The 24012-nt window shown below is 66.6% G+C and carries 25 protein-coding genes; 20 read left to right on the plus strand and 5 right to left on the minus strand.

Annotation, left to right across the window (positions count from 1 at the left end):
- The first annotated feature begins 139 nt into the window (after window positions 1-139).
- The 3 genes from DIE17_RS30075 to DIE17_RS30085 are packed head-to-tail and all read left to right on the plus strand — an operon-like array spanning window position 140 to window position 2663.
- The gene (locus tag DIE17_RS30075) at window positions 140-1231 is read left to right on the plus strand and encodes a sensor histidine kinase (RefSeq protein WP_221622530.1); all 1092 of its coding nucleotides are present in this window, start codon (window positions 140-142) and stop codon (window positions 1229-1231) included.
- Complete coding sequence (locus DIE17_RS30080) at window positions 1231-1884, plus strand: response regulator (protein WP_124921454.1); 654 nt, start codon at window positions 1231-1233, stop codon at window positions 1882-1884. The genes DIE17_RS30075 and DIE17_RS30080 overlap by 1 nt, the downstream gene beginning before the upstream one ends.
- A 17-nt stretch (window positions 1885-1901) precedes the next feature.
- On the plus strand, window positions 1902-2663 hold the full coding sequence (locus tag DIE17_RS30085; RefSeq protein WP_260439272.1) for a PAS domain-containing protein: 762 nt from the start codon (window positions 1902-1904) through the stop codon (window positions 2661-2663).
- Between the two features lie 116 nt (window positions 2664-2779).
- Here DIE17_RS30085 and DIE17_RS30090 read toward each other — a convergent pair whose 3' ends face one another.
- A complete protein-coding gene (locus tag DIE17_RS30090; protein WP_185735399.1) occupies window positions 2780-4468 on the minus strand; it encodes an APC family permease in 1689 nt (562 codons plus the stop codon).
- 477 nt (window positions 4469-4945) lie between these two features.
- On the opposite strand from DIE17_RS30090, the gene DIE17_RS30095 reads away from it, so the two are divergent.
- The 6 genes from DIE17_RS30095 to DIE17_RS30120 all read left to right on the plus strand — a co-directional run bounded on the left by DIE17_RS30095 (window position 4946) and on the right by DIE17_RS30120 (window position 9225).
- Complete coding sequence (locus DIE17_RS30095; RefSeq protein ID WP_124488085.1) at window positions 4946-5512, plus strand: TetR/AcrR family transcriptional regulator; 567 nt, start codon at window positions 4946-4948, stop codon at window positions 5510-5512.
- A gap of 226 nt (window positions 5513-5738) precedes the next feature.
- Window positions 5739-6164, plus strand: coding sequence for an organic hydroperoxide resistance protein (locus DIE17_RS30100; protein ID WP_011880657.1), 426 nt, complete (start codon window positions 5739-5741; stop codon window positions 6162-6164).
- Between the two features lie 67 nt (window positions 6165-6231).
- A complete protein-coding gene (locus DIE17_RS30105) occupies window positions 6232-7266 on the plus strand; it encodes an alpha/beta hydrolase (protein ID WP_124521249.1) in 1035 nt (344 codons plus the stop codon).
- Window positions 7267-7541: 275 nt separating this feature from the next.
- Complete coding sequence (locus tag DIE17_RS30110; protein WP_124521247.1) at window positions 7542-7913, plus strand: CidA/LrgA family protein; 372 nt, start codon at window positions 7542-7544, stop codon at window positions 7911-7913.
- Window positions 7910-8644: an LrgB family protein gene (locus DIE17_RS30115; RefSeq protein WP_059526012.1), complete on the plus strand. Its 735-nt coding sequence runs from the start codon at window positions 7910-7912 to the stop codon at window positions 8642-8644. The genes DIE17_RS30110 and DIE17_RS30115 overlap by 4 nt, the downstream gene beginning before the upstream one ends.
- Before the next feature lie 245 nt (window positions 8645-8889).
- Window positions 8890-9225 carry a hypothetical protein gene (locus DIE17_RS30120; protein ID WP_044847701.1) on the plus strand — a complete coding sequence of 112 codons (336 nt, stop codon included), beginning with the start codon at window positions 8890-8892 and terminating at the stop codon, window positions 9223-9225.
- 166 nt (window positions 9226-9391) lie between these two features.
- Here DIE17_RS30120 and wrbA read toward each other — a convergent pair whose 3' ends face one another.
- Together wrbA and DIE17_RS30130 are read right to left on the minus strand one after the other, a co-directional pair.
- Window positions 9392-9994 (minus strand): NAD(P)H:quinone oxidoreductase, encoded by a 603-nt coding sequence (gene wrbA, locus DIE17_RS30125; RefSeq protein ID WP_044847700.1) that lies wholly within the window; start codon window positions 9992-9994, stop codon window positions 9392-9394.
- 61 nt (window positions 9995-10055) lie between these two features.
- On the minus strand, window positions 10056-10781 hold the full coding sequence (locus DIE17_RS30130) for a pirin family protein (protein WP_124488081.1): 726 nt from the start codon (window positions 10779-10781) through the stop codon (window positions 10056-10058).
- 127 nt (window positions 10782-10908) lie between these two features.
- On the opposite strand from DIE17_RS30130, the gene DIE17_RS30135 reads away from it, so the two are divergent.
- The 3 genes from DIE17_RS30135 (at window position 10909) to DIE17_RS30145 (ending at window position 14361) form a co-directional block, all read left to right on the plus strand.
- A complete protein-coding gene (locus DIE17_RS30135; RefSeq protein ID WP_124488080.1) occupies window positions 10909-11826 on the plus strand; it encodes a LysR family transcriptional regulator in 918 nt (305 codons plus the stop codon).
- A gap of 103 nt (window positions 11827-11929) precedes the next feature.
- Window positions 11930-13051, plus strand: a complete 1122-nt coding sequence (locus DIE17_RS30140) for a Fic family protein (protein ID WP_221624902.1) — start codon at window positions 11930-11932, stop codon at window positions 13049-13051.
- Between the two features lie 326 nt (window positions 13052-13377).
- Window positions 13378-14361: a lysozyme inhibitor LprI family protein gene (locus DIE17_RS30145; RefSeq protein ID WP_260439273.1), complete on the plus strand. Its 984-nt coding sequence runs from the start codon at window positions 13378-13380 to the stop codon at window positions 14359-14361.
- Between the two features lie 226 nt (window positions 14362-14587).
- Here the strand turns inward: DIE17_RS30145 and DIE17_RS30150 are convergent, their stop codons facing one another.
- On the minus strand, window positions 14588-15856 hold the full coding sequence (locus DIE17_RS30150; protein WP_221624901.1) for an alginate lyase family protein: 1269 nt from the start codon (window positions 15854-15856) through the stop codon (window positions 14588-14590).
- 343 nt (window positions 15857-16199) lie between these two features.
- Here DIE17_RS30150 and DIE17_RS30155 point away from each other — a divergent pair, with 343 nt between their 5' ends.
- From DIE17_RS30155 to DIE17_RS30190, 8 genes are all read left to right on the plus strand, one after another.
- The gene (locus tag DIE17_RS30155) at window positions 16200-17210 is read left to right on the plus strand and encodes an AraC family transcriptional regulator (RefSeq protein ID WP_124921456.1); all 1011 of its coding nucleotides are present in this window, start codon (window positions 16200-16202) and stop codon (window positions 17208-17210) included.
- Window positions 17211-17221: 11 nt separating this feature from the next.
- A complete protein-coding gene (locus tag DIE17_RS30160) occupies window positions 17222-17896 on the plus strand; it encodes an NAD(P)H-binding protein (RefSeq protein WP_124921457.1) in 675 nt (224 codons plus the stop codon).
- Between the two features lie 41 nt (window positions 17897-17937).
- Entirely contained in the window at window positions 17938-18126 is a 189-nt protein-coding gene (locus tag DIE17_RS30165) for a hypothetical protein (protein WP_124921458.1), read from the plus strand.
- A 108-nt stretch (window positions 18127-18234) separates the two neighbouring features.
- Complete coding sequence (locus DIE17_RS30170) at window positions 18235-18852, plus strand: START domain-containing protein (protein ID WP_044847693.1); 618 nt, start codon at window positions 18235-18237, stop codon at window positions 18850-18852.
- Between the two features lie 112 nt (window positions 18853-18964).
- Window positions 18965-19798 carry an oxidoreductase gene (locus DIE17_RS30175; RefSeq protein WP_044847692.1) on the plus strand — a complete coding sequence of 278 codons (834 nt, stop codon included), beginning with the start codon at window positions 18965-18967 and terminating at the stop codon, window positions 19796-19798.
- A 41-nt stretch (window positions 19799-19839) separates the two neighbouring features.
- Window positions 19840-20688: an SDR family NAD(P)-dependent oxidoreductase gene (locus tag DIE17_RS30180; RefSeq protein ID WP_124921459.1), complete on the plus strand. Its 849-nt coding sequence runs from the start codon at window positions 19840-19842 to the stop codon at window positions 20686-20688.
- A gap of 451 nt (window positions 20689-21139) precedes the next feature.
- The gene (locus DIE17_RS30185; protein WP_124667150.1) at window positions 21140-21553 is read left to right on the plus strand and encodes a DoxX family protein; all 414 of its coding nucleotides are present in this window, start codon (window positions 21140-21142) and stop codon (window positions 21551-21553) included.
- Window positions 21554-21714: 161 nt separating this feature from the next.
- The gene (locus DIE17_RS30190) at window positions 21715-22659 is read left to right on the plus strand and encodes an SDR family oxidoreductase (protein ID WP_124571242.1); all 945 of its coding nucleotides are present in this window, start codon (window positions 21715-21717) and stop codon (window positions 22657-22659) included.
- A gap of 437 nt (window positions 22660-23096) precedes the next feature.
- On the opposite strand, the gene DIE17_RS30195 is transcribed toward DIE17_RS30190, so the two are convergent.
- Window positions 23097-23711, minus strand: coding sequence for a c-type cytochrome (locus DIE17_RS30195; protein ID WP_124571241.1), 615 nt, complete (start codon window positions 23709-23711; stop codon window positions 23097-23099).
- Window positions 23712-24012 lie beyond the last annotated feature (301 nt).

The raw sequence follows: 24012 nt of genomic DNA on the forward strand, positions 1-24012 counted from the left end.
TTCAACATAGTTTCTTGCCAGTAATTGCCGTTCAATCCTGAAGAGGAGGTACGCCCTAAGAGGTAGCGCGCCGGAACGGCGCCAAAAGGCATGGAACTTGCGTCGTGATTCGATCCTGGTTTGTCCGTGCCGAACGACCGTGACTCCTGACGACAGCCTGACCGACCGATGCATGCGGCCCGCCGGCGGCGCGTCGTTGCCGACGCGCATGCGTGACGCGCTGCTCGCGTTTCTGGCCGGATACGTCAATGGCGCGCCGCGCCACGTGGCGTTTCACGCGTTCTTCACGGGACTCGCGCGCGAATTGCCGGACGCGCGGATCGTGCTCGCGCTCGATGGCGGCGCGGGCTACGAATCCGCGCCGGACACGCTGGTGCGATGCACGCAGGGGCATCGCTGCAAGTTGCGGCATGGGGCAAGCGACGGCGCATGCGAACTGTGTCCGGACTGCGTCGGGCAGGGGCACGGGCGCGCGGTGCGCGCGCTCGGCGACGCGGTGCTGGTGCTGGACGTCGCGCTGCCGGCGGCGCCGACGCTGCTGATGGACCTCGAGATCGTCGCGGCCACGATCCGCGCGGCGCTGATGCGTCGGGCGCCCGCCGACGCGCACGGGCGCGACGCGACGAACCCGTCGGAGGCGCTGACACGCGAGTTGCACGACTCGGTCGCGCAGCAACTGGGCTTCATGTCGTTCCTGGTCGCTCGCCTGCAGCAACAGGACACGACCGGCAACCCGCTGTTGGCCGAACTGCGCACGATGACGACGCGCCTGCAGCGCCAGGTGCGCGAGCTCATCACCAGCGCGCGGCTGACGCTCGACGGGCGCTCGCTGCAGCAGGCGCTGGCCGAGTCGGTCGCGGAATTCTCGCGCCGCTGCGATGTGGTGTTCGAACTCGACAATCGCGTGCCCGACCTGCGGATCGATCCGCGCATCGCGCTGCATATCCTGCAGATCGTCCGTGAAGCGCTGTCGAACGTCGTGCGTCATGCGCAGGCCGGGCATGCGTGGATCACGCTGCGGACCGACGGCGATGGTTTGCAGGTATCCGTCGTCGACGACGGAATCGGGCTCAGCGAGGGATCGGCCGACCTGAACCACTACGGCCTCGACATCTTGCGCGAACGCGCGGCGGCGATCGGCGGACGCATCGCGATCGATGGCGGCGCCTGCCGCGGGACGCGCGTGATACTTGTCGTGCCGGACGGCGCGACATTCGGAGAGACATCCTGATGGAACCGACGACGCTGCTGTTGATCGACGATCACCCGCTGTTTCGCCGCGGCGTGGCCGAATTTTTTGGTGCGACCGGAGAATTTCGCGTGGTCGGCGAATCGTCGAACGGCGCGCAGGGGATTTCGCTCGCGGGCATGCTGCGCCCGGAGCTGGTGCTGATCGATCTGCACATGCCGGGGCTCGGCGGGCTGCAGGTGCTCGACGGGCTCAGGCGCAAGGAAGTCGATTGCGTGAAGGTGCTGCTGACGGCGTCGCTGGAGCGCGACGAGCTGCGCGCGGCCGTGCGGCTCGGCGCCGACGGCTACGTGCTGAAGGAGTCGGAGCCGCAAGCGCTGCTCGCCTACGTGCGTAGTTGCATGCGGGGGCTCGTGGTGCTCGACGACGAACTCGCCGACGAAGACGGCGTCGCCGGCGCGCATGCCGACGCGCGGCCGGCCGACCTGACCGCGCGCGAAACGCAGACGCTGACGCTGATCGCCGACGGCATGAGCAACAAGCAGATCGCGCGCGTGCTCGGCATCAGCGAGGGCACGGTGAAGGTCTACGTGAAGAACCTGCTGCGGAAACTGGACGCGCGAACGCGGCTCGAGCTGGCGGCATCGGTGCACCGGCGCGCGATCGGCGCATCGACGCGGGAACGGGGGGCGTGATGAAGGACGGCGCGCGCGTGACTCAGCCTGTTCAGCCGACGCAGCCGTCGAGCGGCGCGTTCGACGTGGACGATTGCCCGCTCGCGCTGCTGAAGCTGGACGGCGCGGGACGGATCGCCGGCTTCAACGTCGCGTGGAGCGACGCGATGGAACGGCCCGCGGCCGGTCGGCGCTTCGTCGATTACGTGCATCCGGAGGACCGGCGCATCTGGAGCGGCATGCTGCAGCGTGCGCGGGCGATCTCGCGCGGCGGGGTCCGCGAGCGTCTGCGCTGCGTGCGTCCGGACGGCGAACTGCGCTGGTTCGAGGTGTCGTTGAAGAGAAATGCCGGCGGCTCGTCCGTTGCGCTGTCCGACGTGACGCTCGACCGCCGTCGCGAGACTTCGACGCAGGCACACCTGAGAAGCGTCGCGGGGCTGCTCGACAGCATTCCGGGCCTCGTCTACCGCGGCCGCAACAACAGGCTGTGGACGATGGAGTACGTGAGCGCCGGATGCGAGGGCTTGACCGGCTATCCGCGGCAGTGGTTTCTCGACGGGCATGCGCATGCATTCGGGCAACTGATCGTGCCCGAGGATGCCGATTACGTGTGGACGGGTGTACAGCAGGCGCTGGCGGTGCGCGGCGTCTTCGATCTGCGGTATCGGATCAGGTGCGCCGACGGACGGATCAAGCCGGTGTGGGAGAACGGCGTCGGGATTTATTCGGCAAGCGGCGAGGTGTTGGGCGTCGAGGGCGCGATCTTCGAAGTGCGGCCGGGCGACCGGTCGGACGCCTGAGCGGCCGACGCATTCGCGCGGCCAGCCGCGCCCGCGCCGGATTGCCGGCGCTAAAGCGCGACGCCCGGTCGTGAACCGGGCGTCGTTTCGATTCGCGCGTAACCGCGACGGCGCGCTTATGGCGCGAACCAGTGCGTCGCAACGACGACCGCCACGCCGAGCAGCAGCGTCAGGTACGGCAGATAGCCGGCCTTGCGCGGCTGCATGCTGCCGGACAACGCCATGTCTTCCCGCATCTGGTCCGGGAAGCGGCCCTTGTCGGTCACGTAATGCCGCCAGGCGAACACCGGCAGGATCAGCGCGGCGAACATGAGGCCCGAGACCAGCGTGCCCTTGCCCCACACGTCGGCGCCGAACCCCATCAGCGCGAGGTTGATGAACGACAGCAGCGTGCCGAGCGCGAGCAGCCAGCGCGGCGCCCTGAAGGGGCGCGGCCAGTTCGCGCGGTCGAGGCGGTGGATCCATGCCGCGTTCAGGTTGAGGAAGTTGAAGATGATGTACCCGACGTTCGACATCGCGAGCACGACGGTGTAGTCGGACATCAGCAGCAGAAACAGGTTGAAGCCGAGATCGGTCCACATCGCGCGGGTCGGCGCGCCATTCTCGTTCACGTGCGACAGGTACTTCGGCAGCCAGCCGTCGACCGATGCCTGATACAGCGTGCGCGACGATCCGGCCATCGACGTCATGATCGCGAGCACCAGCGCGAATACCAGCATCGGTTTCAGGATGTACTCGCCCCGGTTGCCGACGTGCACGATCTGCGTCATGGCTTCGGCGACGCCCATGCCGCTGAAGATGCCCGGCGACAGCACGCCGTCGTAGACGGCCGCCTGCGTGACGTTGCCCGCCGCATCCTTCACTTCGGGCGTGACGAGCTGGCCGAGGCCCAGAGCGCCCTGGAACGCGAGCGGGACCATCGTGAAGAACACGATGCACAGCAGGCCGGAATAGACGATGGCCTTGACCGTGTCGCGGCGCGGATCGCGAAACTCGCGCGTGTAGCAGACCGCCGTCTCGAAGCCGTAGGTCGACCACGCGGCGATGAACAGGCCGCCCGCCATCAGCTGCAGGCCCGCCAGATTCCATGTTCCGTCGATGACGCGGCCGGCCGCATCCTTAGCGAGCGGGTAGAGCGGCAGCAGGTGCGACTTGGGCAGGTCGCCGCTCAGGATCGGATAGACGCCGACGAGCAGCAGCGGCAGCAGCGCGGCGATCGCGAGAATCATCTGGAGTTTTGCGGCCTGCAGGATGCCGCGATGCTGGACCGCGAAGGTCGTGAGCAGGATGATCGCGCCGATCACGAAGGTCGCGTTGATGCGCAGCGACAGGCCGCTCGCGAGCCAGCCGAGATCGAGCAGCGTGATTTGCCAGGTGTTGATCGCAGCCGTGGCCGGGAACAGCATGTTCAGCACATAGCCCGCGCCCATGCCCGAGCCGATCGCCAGCACCGGCGACCACGCGAACCAGTTGCACCACACGGACAGCGGCGCGAGCAGCTTGCTGTAGCGCACCCACGCGATCGCACCGTACACCGACGCGCCGCCCGACTTGTGCGGAAAGAGTCCTGCAATCTCCGCGTAAGAAAACGCCTGGATGAAGCCGAACAGGATCGAGATCATCCATACGATCCACGACGGCTTGCCGACGGTGGCCGCGATGGAGCCGATCGAGAAGAGCACGAGCGCGGGCACGCCGCTCGCGACCCAGAATGCGCCGGTCCAGCTTATCTTGCGCTGAAGTCCGGCCGTCTCGCCATGCGCGGCGGGGAAATCCGCCGGTGCGCTGTCAGGGAGGGAACTCATGGGGGTCTCCGTCAAGTCGGGTTGGGTACGATGCGATCAACGATCGTTGGCCAATAACGCGCAAACAACTCTCTTGAAGAGGTACTCCTTCCGAGAGAGAACCGGCGTCGCACGGCGACGGAGGGGCGATGCCGGCACGCGCTCGGGCGCGCATGTGCGCAAATCGCGCAGGCGAAGCGGGGCGCGCTTCGTTAGGTTGACGAAGAAAATGGAACGAAGGGGTGGTGTCCGGTGAGTGGTGCGCCGCGACCCGAGCATGGGCGGATCATTCGAAACGTTCGTTGCCCACGCGTCGTCGCCTGTCCGGGTAGTTCCGCCCGCCGCCGCGCTCCGGCGTGACCCGCACGCTGTTGCGCGTTGTAAGCAATCGCGGCGGCACGGCGCCACGCGAGCCGGCACCCGGGACCCGCCGGGCCTTTCATCGCGCCCCACAAAAAAGTCTTGACTATCTATCTACGAGTAGATAAAGTTCGATCCATGGAAACGAAGACGACCGTCCGCGAACAGATTCTCGACCACGCGATCACGCTGATGATGCTGCGCGGTTACAACGGCTTCAGCTATCGAGACCTGTCCGATCTGGTTGGCGTGAAGACGTCGAGCATCCACTACTACTTCCCGTCGAAAGACGATCTCGTGCTGGAAGCGGTGGCGGCGTACAGCGACGAAGTGCTTGCGGCGATGCGTGCGATCGATCCGGCGTTGCCGGCCGACGTCAAGCTGAGCCTCTACACGAAGCTGTTCGGCAGAACGCTCGGCGACGGCAATCAGATCTGTCTGTGCGGCATGCTCGCGGCGGACATCGAATCGTTGCCGGAGCGCGTGCGGCAGGCGGTTCAGGCCTTTTTCAAGGCCAACGAGAACTGGCTCGCCGAGTTGCTGGCGCAGGGCGCGAAGGAGCGCACGCTGCAGTTCAGCGGCACGCCGGAAACGGCGGCGCGCACGTTGTACGCGGCGTTCCAGGGCAGCGTGCTGGCCAGTCGGCTGTTTCATACGCGGGCGCGTCTCGAGGATGTCGAGGCGGTCTGGAAAACCCGGTCCTGACGGACGGGGCAGGCAGTCAGGCGGTTCGCCGCCTTTTGTTGGGGTTAGTTATCTATCTTGTAGTAGATAGATAATCGGGCGGATGGATTCGATCATCCGCATTTTTTGGGGATACGTGTCTATCTATGAGTAGATAAACAAGCGTGATGCCGGCGGCCAGGCCGTCGGCGCGCGATCCCGGGTTGGAAGGCTGTTTCACTCACTCATCATTGAAAAGGAGTCTGTCATGTCGATCGAAAAAGTGCTGTACCGCGCTCATGCAAAAGCCACCGGCGGCCGTGACGGCCGTGCCACGGTGCCCGAAAGCGGTCTCGACCTGAAGCTGACCACGCCGCGCGAACTCGGCGGTGCGGGCGGCGCCGGCGCGAACCCCGAGCAACTTTTCGCGGCCGGCTACAGCGCGTGCTTCATCGGTGCGATGAAGTTCGTCGCGGCCCGCGACAAGATCGCGATCCCCGCGGACGCCGCGATCGAAGGCAGCGTCGGCATCGGCGCGATCCCGAACGGCTTCGGCATCGAAGTCGAACTGAAGATCTCGCTGCCGGGCCTCGACCGTGAAACCGCGCAAACGCTGATCGACCGTGCGCACATCGTCTGCCCGTACTCGAACGCGACGCGCGGCAACATCGACGTCACGCTGACGCTCGTCTGATCGCACGTACTACGAAGTAATCCGTCGTCATTCATTGCATACACCGGTTGAGCCAAGGAGTCTCATCATGAAGATCGTCAAGCCGCTGCTTGTCGCCGCTGCCGTTGCGGCCGCGTTGTTCAGCGCCCCCACCGCCTTTGCCGCCGGCACCGACGGCGTCCGTCCCGATACGGCGACCAGCGGGTTGCTCGCCGTGCTGAACGGCCAGAAGGGGCCGGGCCTCGAAACGCTGAGCCCCGCGAAGGCGCGTCAGGTGCTGGTCGACGCCCAGCGCGGCGCGAAGGTCGACCTGTCCGGCATCGACGTATCGAACCGCACGATCGAGCAGGACGGCCTGTCGGTGCCGATCACGATCGTGCGTCCGCAAGGAGTGGCGGGCACGCCGCCGGTGTTTATGTTCTTCCATGGAGGCGGCTGGATTCTCGGCGACTTCCCGACGCATGAGCGCCTGGTGCGCGATCTGGTGGTGCAATCGGGCGCCGTCGCGGTGTTCGTGAACTACACGCCGTCGCCGGAAGCGCATTACCCGGTCGCGATCAACCAGGCGTATGCGGCGACGAAGTGGGTCGCCGCGCATGGCGCGGAAATCGGCGTCGACGGCAGCCGCCTCGCGGTGGTCGGCAACAGCGTCGGCGGGAACATGGCGGCCGTCGTCGCGCTGATGGCGAAGGACAAGGGCGGCCCGGCGATCCGCTTCCAGGGCCTGTTGTGGCCCGTGACGGACCACGACTTCAATACCGGTTCGTACAACGCGTATCAGCAGGGGCACTTCCTGACCCGGCCGATGATGAAGTGGTTCTGGGATGCCTATACGAAGAACGAAGCGCAACGCAACGAGATCTACGCGTCGCCGCTGCGTGCGAGCACCGCGCAGTTGAAGGGATTGCCGCCCGCGCTGATCCAGGTCGCGCAGTTCGACGTGCTGCGCGACGAAGGCGAAGCGTACGGCCGCAAGCTCGATGCAGCTGGCGTCGATGCGACGACGACGCGCTACGACGGCACGATTCACGACTTCGGTTTGCTGAACGCGCTGGCCGAGGATGCGCCGACCAAGGCGGCGATGAAGGCGATGGCCAACGAAATCGCCACGCGCCTGAAGTAGGGCTGCGGGCGGCATTCGAACGGGTTCGAATGCGAACGGCGGAGCGGCGGGCTCGGGTCCGCCGCTTTCGCATGGGGAGCGGGGCGACAGGGCCGTCGAAACGCGACCCCGGCGGCCGGATCGAAGCAGCCCGATGCCGATCCCGATCGCGTGATGGCCCGCGGTGCCCGCCGCGCGCATTGTTGGTACGATCGCGCGTATCGTCCACGCCGGCGTCGCATGCCGCCGGCCCATCGGCTGCACGGTCACGCGGCCACGTTCGGGAGAAGCGGCTCATGCTGCAGGCGTTCGCGGTCTTGCTGACCTTCCAGTGTCTCGGGGAAGGGGTGTCCTACCTGTTCGGCGTGCCGGTGCCGGGCCCCGTGATCGGCATGCTGCTGCTGTTCGGTTTCGTGATGCTGCGCCCGCGGGTGGCCGACGCGATCGAGCCGACCGCGCTCGAGCTGCTGCGCCATCTGTCGCTGCTGTTCGTGCCGGCCGGCGTCGGCATCATGGTGTCGGCCGACCGCGTGCGCGGCGATGCGCTGGCGGTCGTCGTCGCGCTGGCGGCGAGCACGTCGCTTGCGATCGCCGTGACGGCGCTCGTCACGCGCGCGTTGCTGCGGCGCCAGCGGCGCGCGGACGGCGCGGCGGAGGGCACGCAATGACAGCCTTCCCGAAACTCGGCGCGATCTGGGTCTACCTCGCCGCGACCCCGCTGCTCGGCCTGACGATCACGCTGATTGCCTACCTGATTGCGCAGGCCGTCTATGCGCGGGCGCGCTTCAACCCGCTCGCGAACCCGGTGCTGATCGCGGTCGCGCTGATCGTCGTGCTGCTGACGATCACGCACACGCCGTATCCGACGTATTTCGAGGGCGCGCAGTTCGTTCACTTCCTGCTCGGCCCGGCGACCGTCGCGCTGGCGCTGCCGCTGTACCGCCAGTGGTCGAAGCTGCGGCGCGCCGCGGTGCCGCTGCTCGTCGGGCTGCTGGCGGGCTCGCTGACCGCGATCGTGTCGGCGGTCGGCATCGCCGCGCTGTTCGGCGCGTCGCACCAGACGATCGCGTCGCTCGCGCCGAAATCCGCGACCACGCCGATCGCGATGGCCGTCGCGCAGGAAATCGGCGGGATTCCGTCGCTGACCGCCGTGCTGGTGATCTCGACCGGCATCTTCGGTGCCGTGTGCGCCCGCGCGATCCTGAACGCGCTGCGCATCGAGGAGCCGGCCGTGCGCGGTTTCGCGCTCGGCGTCGCGTCGCACGGGATCGGCACCGCGCGCGCGTTCCAGGTCAGCGAGGAGGCCGGCGCGTTCGCGGGCCTCGGGATGGGGCTGAACGGCGTGCTGACCGCATTCGTCGTGCCGATCCTGCTGCCGGTGCTGTCGCGCTGGATCTGAGCGGCGCAGGGCAGCGGCGGCGCGCGATGCTATCGGTTTCCCTGATGGCCGCGCCCCCCCGCGCCGGCCCGCCGGGCGCCTGCCGCGGATGTATCGTGGCCGTTATCGGGAGAATTCAGGAACCGGCACGGACATTTGTGCGGCGATCGGCTAACGTTGCATCGGCGCCGTGGCGGCACGCCGACGTCCGTCGCGTGCGGGCCGGCGTTCGACCCACATCCAACAATCGACAAGGAGAACCGGTCATGACGAAGTCTCGCGTGGTTTCGGTGGCAGTGGCAGTAACGGCGTCGTTCGGTCTGCTGTTGACCGCCGCGCCGGCGGCATATGCGCAGGATCCGGCGTCCGCGCCCATTGAGAATCCGGCATCCGCACCGACGCAGAAGCAACTCGACAAGGCGCAGAAGAAAGCTGCCCGCAAGGCAGCGCGCGCGCGTCACGCGAAGGACCTGAAGGCGATCGGCACGGGCACCGGCTACCGGCTCACCAACGACCAGAGCAACTATCCGCAGAACGCGGTGGAGAAGGCGCCCGCGACGAAGGCGGCGCCGGCGCCGGCCGCGCCTGCATCGGGCCAGTAACGGCCGCAAACGGCTGCAAACGGCCGCAGGCGGCCGGCAAGGGCCGACGTTGGTTCAATGAAAAACGGCGCCGGGTTCGACCGGCGCCGTTCGCTCGTGTGTGTGCCGCGCAAGCGCCACGCGCCGCGGCCCGGGGGCTTCCCGGCACGCGCGGCATTCGTTCGCGTTACGACGCGAGCTTCGCGGCGAGTTCCGCGACGTGCTTGCCCTGGTAGCGGGCGATGTCGAGTTCGTTCGCGCTCGGCTGGCGGCTGCCGTCCGCGCCCGCGAGCGTGGTCGCGCCGTACGGCGTGCCGCCCGTGATCTCGTTCATGTTGACGAGCCCGCTGCACGCATAGGGCACGCCGACGATCACCATCCCGTGGTGCAGCAGCGTCGTATGGAACGACGTGATGGTGGTTTCCTGGCCGCCGTGCTGCGTGCCGGTCGACGCGAACACGCTGCCGATCTTGCCGACGAGCGCGCCCTTCATCCACAGGCCGCCGGTCTGGTCAAGGAACGTGCGCATCTGGCCGGCCATGTTGCCGAAGCGGGTCGGCGTGCCGAAGATGATCGCGTCGTAGCCCGCGAGTTCGTCCACGGTGGCGACGGGGGCGGCCTGGTCGACCTTGACGCCGATCGCCTTCGCCTGGTCGGCGGGAATGGTTTCCGGCACGCGCTTGAGCGTGACCTCGACGCCGGGCACCGATTGCGCGCCTTCCGCGACGTGCTGCGCCATCGTTTCGACGTGCCCGTAGGACGAGTAGTAAAGAACGAGTACCTTGGCCATGTTGCGAATCTCCGATTAAGAAGGCCCCGCTTTCAGCGGGGCCCGAGGTTCCAAGCAGGCGTCATGCCCACTCGGCCGTCACTTCGACCGGACGCAGGTCGAATACCAGCACTTCCGCATCCTTGCCGTCGGCGAACGTCAGCGCCTGTTCGTCGCGGATGCGCGCGCCGTCGCCTTCGCCGAGCGTCACGCCGTTGACCGTCACGCTGCCGCGTGCGACATGCACGTAGGCGAAGCGGCCCGGTGCCAGTTCGAGCGTGGCGCGCTCGTCGCCGTCGAACAGGCCCGCGTAGATCCGCGTGTCCTGGCGGATCTTCAGCGAACCGCCGCTGCCGTCGGGCGACACGATCGGCGTGAGCTTGCCGCGCTTGTCGGCTTCCGCGATGTTCGTCTGCTGATAGCGCGGCTCGGCACCCTTCTCGGACGGTCCGACCCAGATCTGCAGGAAGTGGACGGGCGTCTCGTGCGAGTGGTTGAACTCGCTGTGACGCACGCCGGTACCCGCGCTCATCAACTGGACGTCGCCCGGCACGATCACCGACCCGGTGCCCATCGAATCCTTGTGCTCCAGCGCACCGTCGAGCACGTACGACAGGATTTCCATGTCGCGGTGCGGGTGCGTGCCGAAGCCGCGGCCCGGCGCGACGCGGTCGTCGTTGATCACCAGCAGGTCGGAGAAGCCGACTTGCTTGGGATCGTAGTAGTTCGCGAAAGAAAACGTGTGACGGGAGCTGAGCCAGCCATGCTCGGCACGGCCACGTTGGTTTGCTGCACGAGTCTCGATCATGATTTTTTCCTGGATGTCGCCGGACCTCGGAAGTGGGCCCGGCCGTTCGTTGAGATGAATCTTAGGTCAATCTATTTGACAAATAAATGGCCGTAGAGATAATGACTGTCGCAACGGAGTGGACAATATGGAACTCAACGACCTCAGGATCTTCGTCGCGACCGTCGATGCCGGCAGCTTCACGGCGGCGGCCGACCAGCTGATGCTGTCCAAGCAGTTCGTGAGCCGGCGCACGATGGCGCTCGAGGCGTCGCTCGGCGTGCGTCTGCTGCATCGCAACACGCGCAATCTCGCGGTCACGGAATCGGGGCAGGAGTTCTATGCGCGCGCGCAGCGGATCCTCGCCGAGGTCGCCGACGCCGAGCAGGCGATGTCGGTGCGCAGCACCGAGCTGCACGGCTCGCTGAAGATCAGCGCGCCGCTGTCGTTCGGGATCACGCACGTGTCGCCGCTGATCGCGGAATTCCTGTCCGCGCATCCGGCCGTGCGGCTGAACGTCGACCTGACCGATCGGCGGGTCGACCTGATCGGCGAGGGCTTCGATCTCGTGCTGCGGATCGGCACGCTCGAGGATTCGACGCTGATCGCGCGAGCGCTCGGCGCGTGGCAGATGATCGCGTGCGCGAGCCCCGCTTACCTGAAGCGGCACGGCGCGCCCGCGACGCCGGCCGACCTCGGCGGCCATACGTGCCTGATGTACGGGCGCGAGCGGCGCGTCGGCTGGGAATTCCGGGTCGACGGGGTGGCGCGCACCTTCGACGTGCAGGGGCCGCTCGTCGCGAACAACGGCGAAGTCGTGCGCGACGCGGCGATCGCGGGGCTCGGCATCGCGCTGCTGCCGCATTTCATCGTCGGCGCGGCGCTCGACAGCGGCGCGCTCGTGCCGGTGCTCGACGCGTACGCGCCGCCGCCGATCACGCTGAACGCGGTGTTTCCGCAGCACCGTGAAGGATTCGTCACGCTGCGGACGTTCATCGGGTTTCTGGCCGAGCGGCTGGGGAAGGCCGTGCCGGCGGCGAACGGCGGCGCGGACCGGCGGCGGTAGAGGCGCGGGCGTGCGGCGCGTGCGGTGAATCGAAGCGTAATCTCCGCAGGATTTGCGGAGATTGTTGAGTCATGCGGTGAATCGGTGGGATAATCTCCGCATCATGAGCGGAGATTACACCTTCATCTGGCAGTCGTCCGACTGGCCCGCCTGGCGCTTCGACCTCCCGGCACTCGCGACGTCACTGGCCGATGTCAGCCGTGCGCAAGGTGCGCTGGCCGGAAGACTGGCGGATGTCGGCCTCGCACTGCGCGATGAGGCCAGCCTGGCCGCATTGACGGAGGATGTCGTCAAGACCAGCGCAATCGAGGGCGACAACCTGAACGTCGCATCGGTCCGATCATCGATTGCGCGCCGGCTCGGCGTCGATATTGGGGCGCTGGCGCCGGTTGATCGCCATGTCGAGGGCGTGGTCGACATGGTGCTGGACGCGACGGCCCGTTCGGCGGAGGCGGTGACCGAAGCCCGGCTGCGCGGGTGGCATGCGGCGCTTTTTCCGACCGGCTATTCCGGGATGTCGCGGATCACCGTCGGCGCGTGGCGTATGGATGCGAGCGGGCCGATGCAGGTGGTGTCCGGGCCGATCGGCCGGCAACGCGTGCATTTCGAAGCGCCGCCTGCCGCGCGCCTGCCGAACGAGATCGAGCGCTTCCTGCGGTGGTTCAATGCGACGCCGGTCGAGCCCTTGCTGATCCGGGCCGGCCTGGTCCACCTGTGGTTCGTCACGCTCCACCCGTTCGACGACGGCAACGGCCGTATCGCACGCGCGCTTGGGGATCTGGTTCTGGCGCGCGCTGATCGGAGCCCGCAGCGCTTCTATAGCCTGTCGGCGCAAATCCAGCGCGAGCGCAATGCGTATTACGACGTGCTGGAGCGCACGCAGCGCGGTTCGCTGGACGTCACGGCATGGCTCGCGTGGTTTCTGGATGCGCTGGGTCGGGCCGTCGATCACGCGCACACGACGCTCGATGCGGTCCTGGTCAAGGCGCGCTTCTGGCAGCGATGTGCGGGCGTCGCGATGAACGAACGTCAGGTCAAGGTGATGAATCGCCTGCTCGATGGTTTCGAAGGGAAGCTGACGACCAGCAAGTGGGCCGCCCTCGCGAAGTGCTCGCAAGACACGGCGCTGCGTGATATCGAGCAGCTCGTCGCGCGCGGTGTGCTGCATCGCTCGTCGTCCGGTGGCCGGAGCACGAGTTACGAACTGGTGCCATTCGACGGCTGACGGCTGACGGCTGACGCGTGCTTGCGCTGCCGGCCTTCGCGCGTGTCGCCATCACGGCGTGCACATGCAAGGCCGAGGCATCGTGCGCGTGATCGGTGTGGATGGCGCGCCCGGTTCGGGTTACGCTTCGGCGGGCGGGGCGAGTGCCGCATGCCGCGCCGGGCATTTTTACCTCGAACGTTGCGGGCATGGCGTTTCTACAGGCCCGCGAACCAGCGACGATCCAGGCCATGACAACCCAGAACCGATCGAGTGCTCGCGCCGGCGAGCGAGGGCAAGCCGCGCTTCGCGGCCGGCATGCGTGGAGCGTGAGCCCGCGAGCCGCCATGATGTTGGCAATACTGACGATCGCGCCGATGGCCGCGCAGGCGGCCGGCTTCGACTGCGCGAAAGCCGCTTCGCCGACCGAGAAGACGATCTGTGCGGACGCCGGGCTGTCGTCGCTCGACGGCCAGCTGGCGGCGGCGTGGAAGAAGACGCTCGCGAAAGGCGGCGATACCGCCGCGCTGAAGGCGGCGCAGTTGAAATGGCTCAAGCAGCGCGATCGCTGCGGCAACGATGCGTCGTGCCTCGGCGATCGCTATCGCGAGCGGCTCGCGAGCCTGAACGGCGCGCCGCTTGCGGCCGACCGCTGGCAACAGACGTGGTATCGCGACAGCGACAACCCGTCGTTCGGCGGCGTGCTGACGTTCACCGGCACGGCACCGCGTCTGCACTTCGAACTGAGCGGCAACAATGGCGCGAATACCGGCGGGCTCGGCGGCGATATCGACCTGCACGGCGAGCGCGGCACGTTTCGCCAGGATCGATGCCGGCTCGATTTCAGCCGCAAGGGCGGCCGCGTGCAGGTTGCGCAGCAGGGCGGCGATGTCGATTGCGGCGCCGGTGCGGGCGTCGTGTATTCGGGCGAGTACGTGACGGCGTCGAAGGCGCAGGCGAGCCAGGCGGCTGACCTCGTGACGCTGAAGGTGCTGGCCGACGCGCACCAGAACGCGATCGCGCACACGCTGCTCGGCGCCGACTATCAGGCGCTCGTCGATACGATCAACACCAGCGCGGACGAGCAGGATCTTGACGGCCTGAACGCCGACGTGAAGTCGTACTGGGTGCGCGGCATCGCGACGACGAACGCCGCGATCGTGATGCGCCGGGACACAGAATTGTGGATCGGGCTGCTCGTGTTCGATGCCCATGACAAGGTGCGCATGCGCTACTACTCGAACGTGCCGGCGTGGAAAAAGACCGTGCCGAAGACCATTCGCGCCTGGCACGACAATCTCGACAAGACGCTGCCGATCGATTTGATGTGATCCGGCGGGCGGATGCGCCGTGCGTGACGAGGCCCTGGTCTTGGGCCAACGCGCTTCGCGATCGACGGCCGGCCATCCTGGCGACTGTCTTCAAGCTCGGCCGTGATGCGAGCGGCATCCGGCAAGATGTCCGCACCGGAAGAGATCTACCTTTGCTGTCTCGGGGTGGGGCAAATTCGGCGGCGAACCGTGGGTTCACGATTCGCTGGTCGCCGACAGCTGCCCGTCATTCGAGCGTATACGTCAACGTGCCATATCCCAGTTGATCGAAGCCGCCGCTGTTGGGACCATAGTCGCCACCGCCGCCTTCCGGCGCGACCTTGCGGGCAAAGGCCTCCACGTCCGGCGCGGAGAGCCCTTTCAGCACGACGTAGTGGTTATAGACGAGTGCCCAGACAGGGCGCTCGTTACCGCGCGAATTCGGCGAGATGACGGGCTGCGTGACGTCGCTGTTCGTGTATTGCGTGTAAGGCACGTCCCTCCCGAGGTTGTATCGAGCGGCGTATTCCGCTGCGCGCAGGAACCGGTTGTCGTCATATCCGTAAAGATCGTCTCCCTGGCTCCAGGCCATCTGGCAGAACGCCCCGAGCAGCGCAATATCGAGCATGGCATGCCCCTGGTCGCGCCCGCTTTCCTGCAGCTGACCCAGCCCGTCCGGATACAACTTCCACACCACGTGTTCGATCGAGCCGTTGCCGGCGCCGTGCCTGAAATAGTCGACCGCTTCGGCGTAGATGTCGTGGCGATCGGTCAGGATCCCGATCGCCAGCATGGACGCCATGTTGGCGAGATCCCAGTTGGCCCAGTAGTGGTCGATCCTTGCGCCGTTGTGCCGAACCAGGAAGTCGTGGTTCATGGGATAGAACACGCCGAGCATCATCGACTGGAAACGCCGGAAGTCGTCGGCGCGCCACAGGGGAGACGTGCGCAGGATTTCGCCCGCGTTCGCCAACTGGTAGCCGTAAATACCGGAAGCCAGGAACTTGTCGGAACTGCCGCCGATCATCGTCAGCGTGCGCGACCACGCGTTCAGGATTCCTATCGCGTGTTGCGCGTAGGCGTCGTCGCCGGTGATCTTCCACCGAAGTGCCAGCGCGTAGGCCGCGGCAGCATCATTGAAGAGCGTCGCGTAATTTTCCGGGTGGTCGGGGTTTCGGCCGCGATAGATGGCCGGCTGCGGATTCGGCTTCCAGTCGAGCGAAGCATGCCGATTGGCAACCAGGCGTTGCCAGCCGTCGAACCACGGCTGCCGCCGCGCGGCGACGTTCTCGCGCATGCGCGTGAAATCGCGCTCCGTATGCAGCAGGCCGGGGTGGACAAAAGGCGCGCCGGCCGTCCGGGCGCCGGGCACGGTCTTCAGTTGCGTGCCGGTGGGCGACCGAGATGAAACGGTCGCGTCGGCAGGGTGCTGCGCCACGGCGGCGCACGCGCCCAGCATCACCACGCAAAGAACGGGAATGGTGGCTGCTGTTCGCAAGGACGGACGAAATGCCATATGGCTCCGATAATGGTCGCGCGGTCTTGCCGAAAAAGAACCGGCATGGATTCGAACCGGGACCGTCGCACGATGAACGGGCCGCCGGGAGAAAGCCGCCTTGCCGAGTATGAACGGTCATCGCGACGCGACGGTTGACAGTAAGCATGCCGTAAGGAATCGTTTGGATTCTTCGCATGCCTTGCGCCCGCCCGCTATCTCTTGTGCAACTGCCGCCTCCCTCGAATGTCACATCCTGCGATCGATTTGGCGCGCATTGCATGTATCCGATCGCGGTTCAACAGCTAAGCTGTTACCGCACACCGGACCAGGTCCGGCCATCATCGACTTTTGGTGCACACCCATGGCACGCAATCTCACTTTCTCTCTGGATATCGCATGGCGCACGCTGCTCAAGGACTTCGGCGTGCAGCCCGAGCACGTGCTGCGCAGGGCGCGTCTGCCTGAAGACCTGTTTCATCGCGCAGATCGCGGGCTCGACACGGACGAGTACTTCCGCTTCTGGCGCGCGCTGGAGCTGGAAGCGAACGACCCCATGTTTCCGTTGCGCCTCGTCGAGATGGTCTCGGCCGAGGTATTCGATCCGCCGCTGTTCGCCGCCCTGTGCAGTGCCAACCTGATGCAGGCGGTGCAGCGCCTGGCCAAATACAAGCAACTTGTGGCGCCCATGAGGCTCGAGGTCGACGTGGATGAGGCCGGATCGCTGACGGTGTCGCCGCGCTGGTTGTCGGTGCAGACCGAGTTGCCCTGTTCGCTGCAGGTGGCCGAGGTCGCGTTCTTCCTGCGGCTGGCTCGCCTGGCCACACGCGAGCCCGTGCAGGCATTGCGGGTGGCCCTGCCCCAGCTTCCGCCCGCCAGCTGTGCGCCGCGCTACCAGCGCTTCTTCGGCGTGCCCGTTCAACGTGGCGAGCGTCCGGCCATTACCTTTGGCGCCGCCGATGCCCTGCGCCCGTTCCTGACCGTGAACGAAGGCATGTGGCGCGTGTTCGAGCCCGAACTGCGCCGTCGGCTCAGCGAACTGGACGCCACAGCCACGATGGCCGAGCGCGTGCGTGCGGTGCTGCTGGAGCTGCTGCCCGGCAACACGGCCACCATCGAGAAAGCCGCCGAGCGCCTGGGGCTGAGCAAGCGCACGCTACAGCGCCGCCTCGAAGACGAAGGGGAGAATTTCCGCTCGCTGGTGAACACCACCCGGGAAAGTCTTGCCCGCCACTACCTCGGGAGCACGACGATGACTGCCGGCGAAATCGCCTTCCTGCTTGGTTTCGAGGATCCCAACTCCTTTTACCGCGCCTTCCTGGAATGGACCGGGCAGACGCCGGATACCGCGCGCAATGCGATGCGCCTGAACTGAGAACGACACTCATGACCCTGGAAGAGAAACAACGCAAAGTGCTGCTGGCAGGTGCCACCGGACTCGTGGGCGGCCTGATGCTGAAGGCCCTGCTGGCCGACCGGACGGTCTCGGAGGTCCATGCGCTGAGCCGCCGCCCACTGGCTGTGCGCGACCCCAGGCTCCAGGTCCACCAGGTGGATTTCGGCTGCTTGCCCGCGCTTGCGCAGGTCGACGAGGTGTACCTGTCCATGGGCACCACGATCAAGGTGGCCGGCAGCAAGGCGGCCTTCCGCGCGGTGGACTTCGATGCCAACCTGGCCGTGGCACAGGCCGCATTTGCGGCGGGCGCGCGGCGCGTGGGGCTGGTCAGCGCCGCAGGGGCGAATGCCCGGTCGTCCATGTTCTATACCCGCGTCAAGGGCGAACTGGAAGATGCGCTCAAGGCCATGCCCTTCACGGCGCTGGTCATCGCGCAACCTTCGCTGCTGCTGGACTACCGGGACGGCCTGGGCCAGGCCACGCGGTACGGCGAGATCATCGCGATCCCCGTCGCCAGACTGCTCGCGCCGATCCTGCCCGGCGCCTACAAACCCGTACACGCCGAGGCCGTTGCCCGGGCGCTGGTACGAACCGTTCCCACGTCCCGGGGCGTGGTGATTCTGCCTTCTGCCGAGCTGGCCCGGCTCGGCGCCGCGCAGAATTGAGCGAGATGGGAACGCGTCGGCTGCGCGCAGGCCTGCCTTTGATGCTGGCGATCGACGTGCTGATCGCTCCGCCGATCGCGCCCGCGGGCATGGACGATGCCGAGGGCCGGGAAACGGCACGGCACCTGGGCTGCGAGGCTGTCGTCGCGCAATTGCCTGCCATTCGGTCGGTCTTGCAGCGCCACGGCCTTGCAGCCCAGGTTGCACAGGCGCGAACGAAATCGCCCTGAGCCACGTTCAGGCTGGCGCCGATCGCCATCCCTCTGGCGCGCGTGGCGAGTTCGCTGCGCAGCGTGGCCCTCTATGGTGAAGGCATCTTCACTCCATGAGGTTTCGCGATGATCGCCCGACGCAATCTTCTTTCCGCCGCCCTGCTGATTGGGCTGCTGGCCAGCCAGACGACCTTCGCGCAGGACGGCTGGTCGCTCGCCAGGCAGGCCGATGGCATCAGGGTCTACGTGCGCAACGTCGACGGATCGCCGCTGCGCGAATTCCGCGGCGAGGTGCAGATCCGGGCTACCCCCGATGACGTCGTCAAGGTGCTGCGTGACGCCGATGCCTACCGTCAATGGATGCCCGACGTGGCCGCTTCCGAACTGCTCAAGGCCACCGACACCGAGCAGTTCCATTACCTCGACAACAAGGCGCCCTGGCCGGTTTCCAACCGCGACGGTATCTACCACTTCACCTACACGAAGGCCGGCGACGGCGCGGTCACCGTGCGCGTGGAGGCGGTCCCCGACTACCTGCCGTTGCGCGAGGGCAAGGTGCGGATTCCGCAGGCCAAAGGTCAGTGGAAGCTGGTGCCCGACGCAGAGGGTGTGAAAGTCACCTATCAGATGCATGCATCCCCCGGCGGCGCCATTCCCGACTGGCTGGCCAACCGGACAGTGGTGGACACGCCGTACGGGACGCTCAAGGCACTGCGCAGCCGTGTGCAGGAGGCCGGCCGATGACCATCGCGCCCCGTGCGGCGGCGCGGATCGCAAGCCGTTTGGCGCATGACGCGAGGCAAGCGGCCTGCTTTTCCTGAAAAGCTAGCGGCAATTCAACAAAACGAGGTGCGACATGTCCACCACAGGAAAGAGAAAAACGGCCTTGGTCACCGGCGCATCGTCAGGCATGGGCAAGGCCATTGCCCAGCGTCTGATCAAGGACGGCTATCAGGTCTATGTCGCTGCACGCAGTGTCGACAAGATGGACGACCTGGCGCGACTCGGCGCCGAGCCGCTGCGCATGGACCTCTCCAGGGACGACGAGATCGTCGATGGCGTCAAGTTCATCCTGTCCCGGACGGGCGGGGTGGACGTGCTGGTCAACAACGCGGGCTTCGGCCTGTATGGGCCGGTCGAGGAAATCGGCATCGACGAGGCGCGCTACCAGTTCGAGGTCAATCTGTTCGGCGCCGCGCGGCTCACGCAACTCCTGCTGCCTGCCATGCGGGCCAGGCGCTCGGGATACATCGTCAACATCACCTCGATGGGCGGCAAGATGTACAGCATCCTGGGGGCCTGGTACCACGCGACCAAACACGCACTGGAAGGCTGGTCGGACTGCCTGCGCCTGGAAGTGGCCGAGTTTGGCATCAAGGTCGTGATCGTCGAACCCGGCGTGATCGAGACGGGCTTCGGTGATGCCGCCACCGACAGCATCGTCAAGCGCTCGGCCAGCGGCCCGTACGGCCGCCTGGTGCAGATGGTGGCCAAGTCGATCAAGAACACATACGGACACGGCACCGGTAGCGATCCGCGCGTGATCGCGGACGTGGTCTCCAAGGCCGTCTCCAGTCGCAAGCCGCGCACGCGCTATGCGGCCGGCAAGTTCGCCAAGATGCTGATCCGCATGCGCGTCTGGCTAGGCGACCGCATGTTCGACCGCATCATCCTCAGCCAGACGCGCTGACAGACCGTACGGCTTTTTTCCCCAACATGGAGGTATGCGATATGACATCGAAAGTCTGGTTCATCACGGGCGCCGCACGCGGATTCGGGCGCATCTGGGCAGAAGCCGCGCTGGCGCGCGGCGACAGGGTGGCTGCAACGGCCCGCAACGCCGGCTCACTGGACGTGCTTGCGGAGCGCCATGGCGACCGCGTACTTCCCTTGGCCCTGGACGTGACCGATGCGCAGCAGGTTGCGGACGCAGTCACGCAGGCGCACCAGCATTTCGGGCGGCTCGACGTGGTGCTGAACAACGCCGGCTACGCGTTGGTTGCCGCCATCGAAGAAGCCACGGTCGACGACGTGAAAGCCGAATTCGAGACGAATTTCTTCGGTGCGCTGCGCGTCATCCAGGCTGCGCTGCCTGTCCTGCGCAGCCAGCGCAGCGGGCATATCCTGGGCGTCTCCAGCGTGGCGGGCATCGTGGCCGGTCCCATTTCCGGCTTCTACAACGCCTCCAAGTGGGCGCTGGAAGCCCTGCACGACAGCCTGGCGCAGGAAGTCGCCAACTTCGGCATCAAAGTGACGCTGATCGAGCCCGGTGCCTACGCGACCGACTTCGCGAGTCCCGCGTCCCTGAAGATCTCCGAGGGGCTGGAGGCCTACGCAGCGCTGCGTCAGCAAGCGTTCGCGCGGGGTGCGGCCATGGAATTCGGCGAGCCGCAGGCCACGGCGCAGGCCGTGCTGCAGGTCGTCGATACGGACAAGCCGCCGTTGCGTTTGTTCCTGGGCACCGAGGGCATGCCCGTCGTGCGCGCGGCCTATGCGGCGCGACTGGCCGAGTGGGAGCAATGGGAGGCCGTATCGAATGCGGCCCAGGGCGTCTCGATCCGCCAGGCCATCGTCACCTGAGGTCATGCCGTGGCCGGTGCCATCGGCATGTCCGGCGGGTGCCGTCCGGCGTATTCGCGGGCCGAGGGGGCCTCGACGCTGCGCTGGCCGGCCCACCGCCGATCGCCGGCTGCCTTTGCATGGAAGGGAAAGCCGCGATAGCCCTTTCGTGTGCGATGCCCCGCCGGCCGCCTATGACGCGTTTGTTACGTGACAATTGTCCACTAAATTGAGACAGCCAATCTTGTTGTGACGGATTGATGATTTCCGGTGAGACAGTAGACTGCACCCGTGCTTCGCCAGAACCGTTCGGCAGCGCGCCACGACGGTGCGACCGGACGGATTCTTCGGCAGCGGGCCGGCCGGCCCGCGGTTCGATCGTGCGAGGCGGGTTCGTTGTCGATCCGTGGGTTCGCCGTTGCGGCGGACGTCGGCACCGAATGCGTCAAACCGTCAAATCAAGGTGATTGCTATGCGTTACGTTTCGCTGGAGTCGAAGAAGGACGAGCTGCTGCTGGCGGCTCGCGTGCTGCTGATGATCCTGTTCGTGCTGTTCGGCTGGCAGAAGCTGAGCGGCTTCTCGAGCACGGTCGCGTACATGGCGTCGACGGGTGCGCCGTCGCCGGAGCTGTCGGCGGTGATCGCGGTGGCGGTCGAGCTGGTCGGCGGCGCGCTGATCGCGGTCGGCTTCTATACGCGTCCGCTCGCGCTGGTATTCGCGGTCTATACGCTCGCGACCGCGTTGATCGGGCATCGCTACTGGGCGCTGCAGGGCATGGACCAGTACCTCGCGATGATCAACTTCTACAAGAACATCAGCATCATCGGCGGGCTGCTGTTGCTCGCGGTGAGCGGGCCGGGGCGGTATTCGTTCGACCGGAAGTAAGCGGGCGCGAGAATTCGCGCTGCACGACGGGCCCGGTGCGTGGAAGCGCACCGGGCCCGTGTTTCATCATCCGCCCGTTGTCGAGGTGCGCGCGAAATCGACATCGGTTGCCGGTTCTCGTATAGATTGGGGCCCCTCGTCCCCTTTCATCGTTGGCTACCGTGTCGCACCCGACCATCCTTCTCATCGGCGCGTCCGGCCTGCTCGGCCGTGCGGTCGCCGCATCGTTGTCCCGCGCAGCGTCGCTGACGCTCGTCGCAACCATCCGGAACCCGGACGCCGCGGGCGCACGGCGCCTCGCATTGCCGCCGGAAAACATCGTCCGACTCGACGTGCTCGATCAGCCGGCACTCGAACGTCTGTTCGACACGCGCCGCCCGGCCGCCGTGATCATCTGCGCGGCCGAGCGCCGCCCGGACGTCTGCGAACGCGACCCCGCGGCCGCGCGCGCGATCAACGTCGACGCGCCGGCCCGCATCGGCGCGCTCGCCGCGCGCTACGGCGCGTGGACGCTCGGCATCTCCACCGACTACGTGTTCGACGGCAAGGCCGCGCCGTACCGCGAAGATGCCGTGCCGAACCCGCTGAACATCTACGGCCGCACCAAGCTGGAAGGCGAGGCCGCGTTGCTCGCCGCGTCGCCGCTTGCCTGCGTGCTGCGCCTGCCGTTGCTCTACGGCCCGATCGTCGACTGGCGCGAGTCGGCCGTCACGAGCCTCGTGCCGGCGATCGTCGCGTCCGCGCGAGCGGGCGCGGATGCGGTCGGCATGGACGCGTGGGCGATCCGCTATCCGACCTACACGCCGGACGTGGCGGACGTGATCCGCGACCTGACGCTGCGCCAGCTCGCGGGTTCGCCGGTCACGGGCATCCGTCATTGGTCGGGTGAGGAACCGATGACGAAGTACGACATCGCGCAACGCATCGCGGCCGCGCTCGGCATCGACGCCGCGCTCGCGCGGATCGACACGCCGGCCGATGCGACGCCGCGTCCGTACGACTGCCATCTGGATGCATCGCGCGTGCGCGCACTCGGGATCGATCATGTGACACCGTTCGCGACGGGGCTGCAAGCCGTGTTGCGCGACGCGCCGCCGCTGCCGTAAGCGCGGCGCGCCGCAATGCCGCAACGTGTGGCAGCGGTCGGCGCCGGGGCGCGGCTGGACGTTACACCGCGCAACATTCCCGTTTGGGGGAAGCGTCCGGGCCGCAAGGCGGCCCGTCCGGTTCGCCGATACCCTGGCGCATTCGAAAAATCACGCGAGCAAGCGAGAGCCGATCGTGGCGTGTCTTCGTATCGGATGCGATCGCGCGCGCGACCTCGTGCGTGCCCGTTCCCGACCGACTGCTTTCTGGCCGAGTTGCCGGACGAAGCGGAACGTTACGTCATCCATATCGATGTCGACACGTTCCATGCGCCGTGGCTCGGGACGAGCCCGGCTGAATCGGGGGCGATCGTGTCAGCTGTCACCGTGGTTGCATCCGCAATCGTGGATCGATTCAGCAGTGCCGGCGACGTGCGGAGGATTTCGCGCTTACGACCCTACTGCGATTCGAGCCATGTGGCGACCGCATTGGCGTCGTCGGCATCCAGCGTATGAGCAACGGCTGTCATGACGGGGGAATTGGCACGTGTCTCGTTCTTGAAGAACTCGATCTGCCGAAGCAGATAGTTCACGTGTTGTCCGGCAAGCCGCGGGAACGCGCCGGCACCCTGGCCCTGCGGGCCATGGCACGACGCGCATGCCGGGGTCCCCCGGTCCGGTACGCCATGCTCGAAAATATCCTTCCCCCTGGCCATCAGCGCGGCGTTGCCTGCCTTGCCATGCACCGGTTCCTGATGCGAGTAATAGGCTGCAAGCGATGCAATCGTCGCATCGTCGAGCCGCGACGCAATACCCCACATATACTCGCGCGCATGCGTCTCGCCCCGCGTGTGCTCGCGGAAGCCCTTGAGCTGCACAGTGAGATATTCCGGTGTCTGGGCGCTTAGGCGCGGGAACATGGGTGATTCGCTGTGTCCCCGTGCACCGTGGCAAGTGGCACAGACCTGCCGAGCCAGTTGCTCCCCGTCCTCGGCGCGTGCGTGCGACGGGACGCCGCCGATCGCGATGACGATCGGTAGCAGTGACATTGGCAAGAAAAACATCTTGTTCATCTTTCTTTGCTTCCAGTCGAACCGCGGTACAGCCAAACAGCCGGTATCGGTCGCTTGCGTTGGTATCGATGTCTTCCCTGGCGGCCTCATGCTTGCGTAGCGATACTGAATACAGTGTGAGAGCGCCGGAGACGGATATCTTGATTGAAGTCAAATGCGAGTGTATTTTGCCGCTCGCCGCGGGTGCTTTGCCGGTCCATCGCAGTCGCCCGTCTTTCACACGATCGCGCTGACGGCGGAGCGCATCCGGACCTCGAAAACCAGGTGCCGGATCGATGACAAGCACGAGCGATTCAGTCGG

The sequence above is a fragment of the Burkholderia sp. Bp9099 genome (assembly GCF_003857805.1).
In the GTDB taxonomy this organism is placed as follows: Bacteria; Pseudomonadota; Gammaproteobacteria; order Burkholderiales; family Burkholderiaceae; genus Burkholderia.